The sequence below is a fragment of the Bizionia argentinensis JUB59 genome, assembly GCF_000224335.1.
GTDB classification, from domain to species: domain Bacteria; phylum Bacteroidota; class Bacteroidia; order Flavobacteriales; family Flavobacteriaceae; genus Algorimicrobium; species Algorimicrobium argentinense.
Genome location: NZ_AFXZ01000070.1, coordinates 34,483 through 47,840, shown reverse-complemented (window position 1 = coordinate 47,840; position 13,358 = coordinate 34,483). Strand labels below are relative to the sequence as shown.

Below are 13,358 nucleotides of genomic sequence, written 5' to 3'. Positions count from 1 at the left end.
AAACTGGGTCAAGGTTCCAAAAACGGGTTCTACCGTACTTTGACGTTTGCCTTTCATATAGCTGCCTTGCGGACTATTTACATGTTCTATATTACGTTCATATTCTGCTTTGTAATAGGTTACGGAAAACTTTTTCTCTTTGGCCGTTTTCCCCAAACAGCGCAACTTTATTGGACAGTCCTTACATTGATACGCAGAACCACGGTACTATTTTTTAAGATCTCGCTCCGATAATAATAAGTATTTTTTTTTGAAGAATGAATGAAATATAACTAAAACTATCGATATCCCAGTTATAATAGCTTAAATCAGTTATATTAGTGCACATATAACGAGTTGCCAGTAATTTAAACAAAAATCGCGCTGAAATTGAAAATATGAAAAATCTTCTTCTAATATTCATCATATTAACCACAATAAGTTGTAAATCTCAAAACACAGAAAAAGCGGACGAAATAAACGTGTTATTTATTGGAAATAGCTTGACATATTTCTACGAAATGCCACAGACTGTGCAAAAAATGCTGAATGAAACAAATCCTAAAATAAAAATTGACCAAAGCACTTTTCCTGGACAATCTTTATCTGGACATTTATCTGAAATAATAACATCAAGAACGGAAAACGGAATTAGTACAAGAAAAAAAGAAGAAGGCGAAAAAACAGAAACGGAAATTAAGATTGCCGAGAAAAAATGGGATATAGTAATTTTACAAACTGGAACTGTAAGTGTTTTAATCCCAGAAAATCGAGAATTTAAAACGAACAAGGCAATTTCTGAAATTAAAAAATTAGTTTCTAATCCGAACTGTAAGTTTATACTTTTCAACACTTGGCCATCTAAAACCGAATATCCTGAACAATATTGCTATCCATCGAGAATGATAGATAAATCAATAGAAAAAGACAGATGCTGTTCGCCGACTCTTGAGAATTTACAACAAGAAACCGAAATAATAAATGAATCGTACGATTTAGTGGCGCAGAAAAACAACTTGCTGAAATCTGACAATGGAACAAAATTCTACGAGGTTTTGACCAAACATCCCGAAATTGAACTTTATGAAGATGAAAGTCATCCAAATAAATATGGAGCTTTTTTAAACGCTTGTGTTTTTTATCAAATGTTGACTAACAAAAAAGCATCTGATTTAATTTACAACGGCGAAATTGAACCTAAAACCGCCGAAATATTAAAGAAAATTGCGGAATAAAAACTACTGGCAACACCGTGTATAAACCATTGCTGGGTCTGTGCTTATCTGGAAAATTCTTGGGAATTTTCCAGCGTAGTTTTGTATCTTTAATGGTTCGTGTGTGAGACACGCAACGGTCCATACACAAAAACGTTATGTGTAGGCTAAAAAAAAAAACTAGAATACAATGATAAAATTTGAAAAATTACTTATTGCAATTTTATTATTAAGCATTTTTTCTTGCGCAAAAAACGAAAAAAAGTTAAAAGAAGAAAAAACAAATCCAAAGCAAGAGAACGGAATTAAAATCGGTTTTATAGATACTATAAATTCCAAAATCCTTAAACAAAAAAGAGAACTTGTTATTTATATTCCTGAAAGTGCTAAAGACCCAAACAGGAAAAGAGATGAATACCCTGTAGTTTATTTATTGGATGGAGACTACAATTTCCTTCCATTAGTTGGAATGTTAAAACAATACAGCGAGATGAACGACACACAAATTCTTCCCGAAATGATTGTTGTCGGAATTCCAAATATAGATAATGATAGTAGATGGATGGATTTTTCGCCGACAACAGCTGGAAAACCTGAACAATATGGAGGAGGAAACAAGTTTTTAGAATTTATGAAAACAGAGCTTTTTCCATACATCGAACAAAATTATTCAGGTTCTCAAAACAGAACTATTATTGGACATTCATTTGGTGGCTTGGTGGTAATGAATGCCTTAACAACACATCAGGAAATGTTCACTAATTATCTATTAATAGACGGCAGTCTATATTTCGATGAAGAATTATTTTTTAATAATCCTAATTATAGTTTAAAAGGTAAAGATTTAAAAAACAAAAATCTTTATATAGGAATTGCAAATACTGCGACTTATGGAAGCGATTTGGAAAGTATAAGAAAAGATACTATTAGAGCTAATAAATATGTTCGCTATTCTCTTAAACTTGTTGACGAAATAGAAAGTTTAGACACTAATCTAAATATGGAATGGAAATACTACGAAAATGACACACACGGAAGTACAGCGTTCTTATCTCAAATGGAGGGTTTTCGATTTTTCTATTCTTGGTTTGAGTTTAAAGATGAACATAAATACAGAGGTAAAAGTTTTATCCCAAAAACAGTTGAAGACCACTTCGCAAATTTGACTAAATCACACTTTAAACTGGTCTCTCAAAAAATAGGTTATACTTTTAAACCAGAAGAACAATGGGTAAGGTTAAATGCAGGTATGCTTCTTGATTATCATAAGCTTCCTAAACAAGCACTAGAAAACTACAAATTGAATCAAGAATATTATCCAAATAGCCCAAGTGTTTATAAAGATTTAGCTGACTATTATTTATTACAAAATGACACAATTTTAGCCAAGAAATATTATACTAAAACACTCGAATTAGAAGATAATTCTGGAGTAGAGGAAACACTGAAGAAATTAGGAACATAAAACAAGCAAAGGAAAAGCCTACACATAACAAAGTACTGTGGTAAAAAGGTAAAGAATCATAACAAAAAGCCCAAACGTTAGTTTGGGCTTTTCTTATAAAATAAAATATCAAAAACTTATTGCTTCGGCTCTACACCCATATTATACAAAGCAAATGCCTGAATATCCACTTGCTCATTTATAGTTGCTTCAGTCGATTTTCCTGCACCGTGTCCAGCGTTCACTTCAATACGTATCAACGTTGGATTTGTACCCGTTTGCTTGTCTTGCAACTCGGCAGCAAACTTGAAACTGTGTGCTGGTACTACACGATCATCATGATCGCCAGTTGTTACTAAGGTCGCAGGATATTCTACACCTGTTTTTACATTATGAACCGGTGAATAGGCTTGTATATACTCAAACATCTCTTTGCTTTCTTCAGATGTTCCGTAATCAAACGCCCAACCTGCACCGGCTGTAAACGTATGGTAACGCAACATATCCAATACTCCAACTTGTGGAATAGCAACCTTCATTAAGTCTGGTCGCTGCGTCATAGTTGCTCCTACTAATAAGCCACCGTTAGATCCACCTTTTATTGCTAGATAGTCCGAGGATGTATAGTTTTCTTTAATCAAGTATTCGGCTGCTGCAATAAAATCATCAAACACATTTTGCTTTTGCATTTGCGTTCCTGCATTATGCCATTTTTTACCGTATTCGCCACCACCACGTAAGTTAGCAACCGCATAAACACCGCCGTTTTCTAACCAAACCGCGTTGGCGATACTAAATGAAGGCGTTAAACTAATATTAAACCCACCATAAGCATAAAGCATCGTTGGATTTTCACCATTTAATTCTGTTCCTTTTTTATACGTAATAATCATGGGAACTTTGGTACCATCTTTAGAGCTATAAAAAACTTGTTTAGACTCGTAGTCTTCCGATTTAAAATCGATTTCTGGTTTTTGGTAAACCGTCGATGCACCGTCTTCAGGGTTATAAGAATAAATTGTTCCTGGAGAAATATAGTTTGTAAACGAATAATACAGGGTCGTATCTTCTTTTTTACCACTAAATCCACCAACAGAACCAATTCCTGGTAATTCAACATCACGAACTAACGTACCATCAAAATTATATTGTTTTACCATTGAAACAGCATCTTTCATATATTCTGCAAAAAGATAGCCTGCACCTTTAGAAACTGATAATACATTCTCCGTTTCAGGAATGACATCTTTCCAGTTAGCTTGTCCCACTTTATTAATATTGAATTTAACAATACGTTGATTTGCTGCTTCATAATCGGTTACTACAAAAAAGGTGTCACCTTCGTTATGCATCACATTATTACTGCTATCAAAATTATCAACAACCGATACAAATGGCCCATTTTTACGTAAATCTTTCACATAAAGCTCATTTCCATAGGTAGAATTAGCCGCTGTAACCACCAAATAATTATTATCTAATGTTACAGATCCACCCACGTAACGTCTTTTTTCCGAATCACCAAAAATAACTTTATCGTCACTTTGTGGCGTTCCTAATTTATGGTAGTATAAACGGTGTTGATCGGTTTTAGCCGATAACTCACTACCTTTTGGCTTCTCATAACTCGAGTAGTAAAAACCTTCATTTTTATACCAAGACATACCGCTGAATTTCACATCCATAATGGTATCGCCAATAATTTCTTTGGTTTCTGTTTTTAGAACAATAATTTTACGCCAGTCACTACCGCCTTCTGAAATAGCATAAGCTGCCATAGAACCGTCTTCTGTGAAACTTAATCCTCCTAAAGAGGTTGTTCCGTCTTTTGAAAATCCATTAGGATCCAAGAATACTTCTTCTTTTCCTTCGGCATCTTTTCTATATAGAACCGATTGATTTTGAAGCCCATCATTTTTAGAGAAATAGGTATAATCGCCTTCCTTAAATGGAGCCGAAATTTTTTCATAATTCCAAAGCTTTTCCATGCGCTCTTTCATTTTACTACGGAAAGGAATTTGATCTAAATAATCAAATGTTACTTTGTTTTCCGCTATTACCCAAGCTTTGGTATCTTCGGCATAATCGTCTTCAAGCCAACGGTACGGGTCTTGAACTTCAGTTCCGAAATAGGTATCAACAGTATCAACCTTTTGGGTTTTTGGATAAGTTAGCTTCATAGCTACGTTTTCATTTTCGTTCTTGTTTTGGTCGTCTTTACAGGCAACAATTGTCGCAAGCGCCAAAACAAATGTTAGTGATTTCCTCATATTCTATTTGGTTTATTAGAGTAATTAACAAAAATAAGGGATTTTATTGCTAAGTAGTGTTAAAGAAAATAACAGAACGCCATTATTGTCCGCTTATTCAGGGTATTCAATACGTAGGTGATAAATATTGGTCAGTTTCCTTTTAAGAATCTTTTTAATAGACTGAATTTCCTTGAACGTGATGTTCGCATTTAAAAACTGCTCTTCGCTCATTTGCTTGTTTAAAATAGTCTCCACAAAAGCGTCAATCTTTGTCGAAGTTGGTTCCTTTAAACTTTTGGAAGCGGCTTCAACACTATCACACATCATTAAAATAGCCGTTTCCTTGCTGAAAGGTTTTGGACCAGGATACATAAAATCTTCTATATTCAAATCTTCGTTTACTTTTTTCTCTTTCATATAAAAATAATACACCACACTAGTTCCGTGATGGGTTCTTATAAAATCGATAACGCGATCTGGTAAATTATTTTTTCTGGCTATTTCAATCCCATCAATTACATGATTAACAATGATACTTGCACTTTCAACAGGGGATAATTCGTCATGCGGATTTATTCCTGTAGACTGGTTCTCGGTGAAATACGTGGGGTTTTTCATTTTCCCAATATCATGATACAAAGCGCCTACCCGAACCAGCATGGCATTGGCTCCAATTTCGTTGGCCGCCGCTTCCGCTAAATTAGCCACGTTTAAAGAGTGGTGAAACGTACCCGGCGCTTTATTGGATAATTCTTTTAGCAACTTGGAATTCGTATCAGACAATTCCAACAAGGAAACATCCGAGACTAATCCGAATAGTTTTTCATAGACATAAATCAGCGGTTGTACAAAAAGCGTCGCTAAACCACATAACACAAACAGTCCAAAGGTTTCCCATTGCAAAGTTTCTATACTGCCTTCATGGATTACGAAAAAGGCAAAATAGGCTACAATATATATTAAGGTGATTTGTCCAACAGAAATAAACAGGTTTGCACGTTTATATAATTCAGACACCGTTAAAATAGTTACGATTCCCGCAATAATTTGTAGGAACATATATTCGTAACTATTCGGAACAATTAAGCCCAGTAACAACACCGTGATTACATGGGTAAACATACCTAATCGCGCATCGAAAAACGCTTTTAACACTAATGGTAAAATACAAATGGGCACCACATAAACGTATTGCGAATTATAACGCACCACCATGGTTGTTACTAAAACCATAAATGCCACGTTGAAGAAAATAAAGGTAACTTTTACATTGTTTTCAAATACAGATAAACGATATTTCTGAAGAAAAAGTAGCAACATTAATAAGGCTAAAGCCACTAAAAGGGTATAAGCAAAAACAATCCATATATAATTAGACTTATTCCAGACTTGCGATTCGTACTCGGATTCTAATGATTTTAATATTTGAAATTTAACGCCTTCAATCACTTCCCCTTTAGAAATAATAAGCGTTTCACGCTCTACACTGCCACGTGTATAAGAAACCTTGTCCAGCTCTTCCTGTAAAACACTTGCCGAAAAGTCTTTATTATAGATTAAATTAGGTTCTACTAAATCGAAAAACAGCGAGGTAAATTCATTTTTATACGCCAATAAATTATCAACCTCTAAAACTTTGACAATAATTTCGGTTAATTCATTTTCTTCGGTAAGGTTACCAAATTGGGTCTGCTCCTTCTCTACTCGACCCTCCAAAAGAATTACTTTTTTTGTTGGCTTATAGGTGAAGTCATCGCTTAACACACCAAAATGGTACAATTTATCAATTATTTTATTTCCTGCACTTTTTAAAATACTTAATTTGTAAACCCCTAGCGTATCTGGGAATAAACTTTTAAATGCGCGATCAAAATTATTAGAAACCGTATTTTTAACTGTAGCATCTAAATTGAAATACAAGGGCACTTTATCCTTAATCTCTTGTTTTTCGGTCGCTATTTCTGCGTCTGTTTTTTTAATGGCAAAATTAAAAGGCGCATATAAGTTTTCCGACTGCCAAGGTTTTCCTTTTTCAAAATTGTACTTAAATTTACCACTTTTAGGAAATAAGTAAACAATTAAAAAAGTAGTACATATAAAAAGCAACACTTTGTATGCAAGTGCATGATTTCTATAGAGTACATTTATAAAGTCTTTCATAGATTGAAGATATATTTTCAAATGTAGTAAAATATAGTCGAAAATTAAGGTTGTATAAAACGCTAATCATTCTACATTCTACTAAAAAATGATTAATTTTGTTTCATTAAAAAAATAAACGTTAAAAACATGAGTAAAGAAGTCGTTATTGTATCAGCAGCTAGAACACCAATTGGTAGTTTTTTAGGATCGTTATCAACTATTCCAGCACCACGATTAGGCGCTGTAGCTATAAAAGGTGCTTTAGATAAAATTAATTTAAAGCCCGAATTAGTTCAAGAAGTTATAATGGGTCATGTTGTTCAAGCAGGCGCTGGACAAGCACCTGCAAGACAAGCGGCTATTTACGCAGGCATTCCAAATACAGTACCTTGTACAACGGTTAACAAAGTGTGCGCTTCAGGTATGAAAGCCGTTATGCAAGCCGCACAAGCTATTGCTTTAGGTGATGCTGATATTATTGTTGCCGGTGGAATGGAAAACATGAGTTTAATTCCTCATTACTTACATGCTAGAACAGGAACAAAATTTGGTCCTGTTAAAATGGAAGATGGTATGCAACGTGATGGTCTTGTTGATGCTTACGATCAGAATGCTATGGGGGTTTGTGCAGATGCATGTGCTACAGAATATAAGTTTTCTCGTGAGGATCAGGATGCCTTTGCAGTTCAATCATATGAACGTTCGGCAGCAGCTTGGAAAGCAGGAAAATTTGACAATGAAGTGGTTCCTGTTGAAGTACCTCAACGTCGTGGTGATGCTTTAGTAGTTGATACTGATGAAGAATTTACCAATGTAAAATTAGATAGAATACCTTCTTTAAGACCAGCATTTTCTAAAGATGGAACGGCTACAGCTGCCAACTCATCTACTATTAATGATGGTGCTGGAGCGATGGTTTTAATGAGTCGCGAGAAAGCTGACGAATTAGGTTTAAAAGTTTTAGGAACTATAAAAGGTTACGCTGATGCAGCGCATGAGCCAGAATGGTTTACTACAGCGCCTGCTAAAGCGCTTCCAAAGGCGTTGGATAAAGCAGGAATAGATATTAAAAATGTAGACTTCTTCGAGTTTAACGAAGCGTTTGCTGTTGTTGGTCTTGCCAACATGAAGTTATTAGGTTTAAATGATTCTAACGTAAACGTAAATGGTGGTGCTGTTTCTTTAGGGCATCCTTTAGGTTGTTCTGGAGTTCGTATTCTAATTACTTTATTAAACGTTTTAGAACAAAACAATGCGAAAATTGGTGCGGCTGCTATTTGTAATGGCGGTGGTGGTGCTTCTGCAGTTGTTATTGAACGTACCTAATAATTTGTATTCTTATTTTTTATGGTCGATTTATGGGTTTCAAGAGCTTTAATGCTATTTCGAGAAATGGTATAATTTATTCAACCTTATTTTTAATAATCAATTAAAATATTAAATAAACATTAACCTCGAATGCAATACGGGATTTGTAATTTAAGTATTGTTCCATTACGAATGGAACCTAGCGATACAAGTGAACTTGTTTCACAAGTATTGTATGGTGATTATTTTAAGGTACTTGAAAAACGCAAATCTTGGAGTAGAATTCGCTTGGGTTTTGATGCTTATGAAGGCTGGGTAGATAATAAACAATATATAGAAATTTTTGAAGACGATTATAATAAATTACATCAAGAAGCGCCCATCTTATCTATCGATTTGGTAGAGTTTATTGAAGATAATACCAATCAATTATACCCAATTCCTTTAGGCTCAACTTTAAATGGTATGAACCTATTAGAACATGCTTATGAAGGTCATTCTGTAAGTGTAATTTCAGCGAAAGATGAACTACTAAATACAGCTTTTACCTATTTAAACGCACCCTATCTTTGGGGCGGAAAAACGCCTTTTGGTATTGATTGTTCTGGGTTTACCCAAATGGTTTATAAATTGAACGGTCACAAATTATTTAGGGATGCTTCGCAACAAGCAAATCAAGGTGAAGCATTAAGCTTTATTGAAGAAAGTGATCCTGGCGATTTAGCTTTTTTTGATAATGAAGAAGGTCAAATTGTTCACGTTGGTATAATTATGCCTGACAATTTTATTATTCACGCTCATGGAAAAGTTCGCATTGATAGATTAGATCACTCTGGAATTTACAATGTGGATACTGGTATGCATACCCATAAATTGCGCGTTATTAAAAAGATTATTGAATAAGTAAGTTTCTACACCAGCTGTTGTAAAAAAAGAAGCTAATAATATCTAACTTGTAGAAATTAAACGGGAAAGAATACTTTAATTATTAAGCAAAAAAAAATGCTACTGAATGTCAGTAGCATTTTTTAATAAAGTATGTTTGAAAATCTAGAATTTATTCTCCTTGTAGTTCTTCAATTTTATTTTTCAGACGCTTATAGTTTGCATCGTCTGGAATAGCTCTATAAATATTCATTAAAGTTGTAGTTACTTCTATGCTGTTTGGATCTATTTCTAAAACCGCTTCTAAATAAGGAATAGCAGTTTTATATATATTGGTTCTTTCTTTTTTCAATTCATCATAGCGCTTATTATCTGCAGATGATGTTCCTAAACCGTTCATTTCCTCAATAAGACTAGCCTCTTCACCTAAAATTAAAGCAGCCAAGTTTGTTTGCGCATTAATATAAGTTGGATCCATATCAATTACCTTCTGGTAATACTCCTTGGCTTTGTCATTATCTTTAGCTTCCGAAGCTAATACACCTAAATTATAGAATAAATCGATATTATTAGGATCTAATTCGATTGCTTTTTCAATAAGGACTCTATATTCATCCAAATTACCTAATTGATATTGCAAATTAGCTTCTGTCAAAATAATATCAACGTCAGTTGGATTATCAGCACGCGCTTTTTTAATAGCCTCTAAAGCCTCGTCCTTCTTATCTAAACTTACATAAATAAACGCTATATTTCTGGTTATCTCGTTAGCTTTAGATTCTGTTAAACGCTCGCCTGGTTTAATGTATTCGCCTGCTTTTACAAATAAGTCCCGATTATTTTTATCCGTAATAACTTCTTTACCGGTTTCTTTTTCAGTTGCAAAATATTCTTTAGCAACACCTGTATACCCTAAATCATTTAATGCAAGATAATGCTTTAAAGCTTCCTCATAATCCTGACCGCTAACAGCGCTAACTGCAGCGTAATATAAATAAGTAGTATCTGAAGGAACTACATTATATAATTGTTCGAATTTAGTACCAGCTTCTTCAAAATTATTAGACTTATATAAATTATTAGCTTTTGTTAAAAGTTCATTTTCTATAGTTGTTGTTAGCATCTCTGACTCCGATTGATAATCGCTACCAACCATCATCAAATTTTGTATAGCTTTATCTAAATCTGTATTATTAGCGGTTCCTTGAGCATAAAGCGCTTCGGCAACTAAAATATGGTATTGAGATTTTTGCTTATCACTCATATCAGACTTCATAGCTTCTGCCTGATTTAATGCTGATTTAGCTTCAGCATAATTTTTGTTTTTTATTGCTTTTTCAGCGGTACGTAACTCTTTTTTTTGTGCAAAAGAGATAGTTCCCACCAATATAGCCAATGCAATTAAAATTGGTTTTTTCATATTGTTCTAATTATTGTAATTATTTTTATTTTTTATTCTTCCTCACTATTATCAAGAGTTGTGCCATTATCCGTTTCTGGTGTTATATCTATTACTTCACCATCAGCATCTAAAACCACTTCTTCCGCATCGTCCTTCATAACTTTAGCAACGGCAGCAATGGAATCGCTTCCTTTTAAGTTAATCAGTTTTACACCTTGCGTTGCACGACCCATGACACGTAAATCGGCAACAGCCATACGAATAGCAATACCAGATTTGTTTATAATCATTAAATCCTCATCATCAGATACCGATTTGATAGCTACTAAATGACCAGTTTTTTCTGTTATAGAAATCGTTTTAACACCTTTCCCTCCTCTATTGGTTATTCTGTAAACTGCTTCACCATCTGCTGGATCATCAATATAAGTACGTTTTCCGTAACCTTTTTCAGAAACAACTAATACAGATTCTTCTTGTGGGTTTTCAACGGCAATCATTCCAATTACCTCATCTTTATCGTTAGCGAGTGAAATTCCACGAACTCCCGATGCGTTTCTACCCATTGGTCGTGTTTTAGCTTCTTCAAAACGAATAGCTTTACCTGATTTTAATGCCAACATCACCTGACTGTTTCCAGTTGTTAATTTAGCTTCTAATAGTTCGTCATCCTCTCTAATTGTAATGGCATTAATACCATTTGTTCGTGGACGTGAATACTGCTCTAAAGAGGTCTTTTTAACTTGACCTTTTTTAGTAGCCATAATTACGTAATGGCTATTGATATAATCTTCATCCTTTAAATCTTGTGTGCTGATGAAAGCTTTCACTTTATCATCCTGCTCAATATTTATTAGGTTTTGAATAGCACGCCCCTTGGATGTTTTACTTCCTTCAGGAATTTCGTAAACCCGCATCCAGAAACATTTACCTTTTTGAGTAAAGAATAACATGTACTGATGATTGGTTCCTACAAATAAATGCTCTAGAAAGTCTTCATTTCTAGTTGTAGATGCTTTTTGTCCTACACCACCTCTATTTTGTGTTTTGTATTCTGTAAGTGATGTTCTCTTAATATAACCCGCATGCGAAATGGTAATTACCACTTGCTCATCTGGAATCATATCTTCAATACTTAAATCGCCTCCAGCATATTCAATAACTGAACGACGCTCATCACCATATTTATCTTTTACAACAAGCAGTTCGTCTTTAATGATTTCCATACGACGTTCTTTTTTAGCAAGAATGTCTTTTAAATCTTCAATGGTTACCATTAAATCTTCATATTCTGTACGCAGTTTATCCTGTTCTAATCCGGTTAACTGACGTAAACGCATTTCCACAATAGCTTTCGCCTGGATTTCGCTTAATTTAAAACGTTCAATTAACTTCTCGCGCGCTTCATCAGCATTGGATGATGCACGAATAAGTGCAATTACTTCATCAATATTATCCGATGCTATAATTAAACCTTCAAGAATATGTGCGCGTTCTTCAGCTTTACGTAATTCGTAAGTGGTTCTTCGCACAACCACATCATGCCTGTGTTCCACGAAATGATAAATCATTTCTTTCAAATTCAATAGTTGTGGACGTCCATTAACTAGCGCAATGTTATTAACACTAAAAGAAGACTGTAAAGCGGTATATTTATATAAGGTATTTAATACAATATTTGGAATAGCGTCACGCTTTAAAACGTAAACAATTCGCATTCCATTTCTATCGGATTCATCACGAATAGACGCAATACCCTCCATTTTCTTTTCGTTGACTAAATCGGCCGTTTTTTTAATCATATCGGCCTTATTCACTTGGTATGGAATTTCGGTAACAATAATAGATTCACGTCCTTGTACTTCTTCAATACGTGCTTTTGCTCGCATGACTACACGACCACGACCTGTTTTAAAAGCCTCCACAACACCATCATAACCATAAATAGTTCCTCCGGTAGGGAAATCTGGCGCTTTAATATGCGTGATTAACTCATCAATTTCAATATCATGATTTTCAATATATGCTACAATACCATCCACAACTTCACTTAAGTTATGAGGTGGCATATTAGTGGCCATTCCCACGGCAATACCAGATGCACCATTTATTAATAAACCAGGAATACGTGTAGGAAGTACGGTTGGTTCATGTAAGGTATCATCAAAATTTAATTTAAGATCTACTGTTTCTTTATCTATATCGGCCAGCATATCTTCCGATATTTTACGCATACGTGCTTCCGTATAACGCATAGCTGCCGGACTATCACCATCAACAGACCCAAAGTTACCTTGTCCATCTACTAACATATAACGTAAACTCCATTCTTGAGCCATACGCACCATCGCATCATAAACGGATGTATCACCATGCGGGTGAAATTTACCAAGTACTTCACCCACGATTCTGGCCGATTTTTTATGGGCTCCCGTGGCTCTAATACCTAGTTCGTGCATTCCAAAAAGAACACGTCTGTGTACCGGCTTTAACCCATCTCTTACATCAGGTAAGGCACGTGACACAATGACTGACATTGAATAATCAATGTAAGCCGACTTCATTTCATCTTCTATGTTAATTGGAATCAATTTTTCTCCTTCTGCCATATATAATAATAATTAGATTTTTGTAGGTTTACAAATCGTGCTAATATAACCATTTCATCAACTACAGCAAGGGTTTCTTTTCTGTTTTTTCGGTTTATTTATTAACAATTATAACGAGTCTTT

The 13,358-nt window shown here is 34.5% G+C and carries 8 protein-coding genes and 1 pseudogene; 4 read left to right on the top strand and 5 right to left on the bottom strand.

Annotated features, from left to right (window positions below):
• Positions 1–207, bottom strand: a pseudogene (locus BZARG_RS15120) (transposase); the annotation flags it as partial.
• 170 nt (positions 208–377) lie between these two features.
• Here BZARG_RS15120 and BZARG_RS15115 point away from each other — a divergent pair.
• Both BZARG_RS15115 and BZARG_RS15110 read left to right on the top strand, forming a co-directional pair.
• Positions 378–1,214, top strand: coding sequence for an SGNH/GDSL hydrolase family protein (locus BZARG_RS15115; protein ID WP_008639901.1), 837 nt, complete (start codon positions 378–380; stop codon positions 1,212–1,214).
• A gap of 169 nt (positions 1,215–1,383) precedes the next feature.
• Positions 1,384–2,658, top strand: coding sequence for an alpha/beta hydrolase-fold protein (locus BZARG_RS15110; protein ID WP_008639920.1), 1,275 nt, complete (start codon positions 1,384–1,386; stop codon positions 2,656–2,658).
• 116 nt (positions 2,659–2,774) lie between these two features.
• On the opposite strand, the gene BZARG_RS15105 is transcribed toward BZARG_RS15110, so the two are convergent.
• Both BZARG_RS15105 and BZARG_RS15100 read right to left on the bottom strand, forming a co-directional pair.
• Positions 2,775–4,907 carry a prolyl oligopeptidase family serine peptidase gene (locus tag BZARG_RS15105; protein ID WP_008639897.1) on the bottom strand — a complete coding sequence of 711 codons (2,133 nt, stop codon included), beginning with the start codon at positions 4,905–4,907 and terminating at the stop codon, positions 2,775–2,777.
• Between the two features lie 93 nt (positions 4,908–5,000).
• On the bottom strand, positions 5,001–7,049 hold the full coding sequence (locus BZARG_RS15100; protein ID WP_008639908.1) for an HD family phosphohydrolase: 2,049 nt from the start codon (positions 7,047–7,049) through the stop codon (positions 5,001–5,003).
• A gap of 129 nt (positions 7,050–7,178) precedes the next feature.
• Here BZARG_RS15100 and BZARG_RS15095 point away from each other — a divergent pair, with 129 nt between their 5' ends.
• Both BZARG_RS15095 and BZARG_RS15090 read left to right on the top strand, forming a co-directional pair.
• Entirely contained in the window at positions 7,179–8,357 is a 1,179-nt protein-coding gene (locus tag BZARG_RS15095; protein ID WP_008639903.1) for an acetyl-CoA C-acyltransferase, read from the top strand.
• Positions 8,358–8,489: 132 nt separating this feature from the next.
• Entirely contained in the window at positions 8,490–9,242 is a 753-nt protein-coding gene (locus BZARG_RS15090) for a C40 family peptidase (protein WP_008639910.1), read from the top strand.
• A 154-nt stretch (positions 9,243–9,396) separates the two neighbouring features.
• Here BZARG_RS15090 and BZARG_RS15085 read toward each other — a convergent pair whose 3' ends face one another.
• Entirely contained in the window at positions 9,397–10,644 is a 1,248-nt protein-coding gene (locus BZARG_RS15085; protein ID WP_008639911.1) for a tetratricopeptide repeat protein, read from the bottom strand.
• A 32-nt stretch (positions 10,645–10,676) separates the two neighbouring features.
• Positions 10,677–13,235: a DNA gyrase subunit A gene (gene gyrA, locus BZARG_RS15080; protein WP_008639924.1), complete on the bottom strand. Its 2,559-nt coding sequence runs from the start codon at positions 13,233–13,235 to the stop codon at positions 10,677–10,679.
• Between the last annotated feature and the right edge of the window lie 123 nt (positions 13,236–13,358).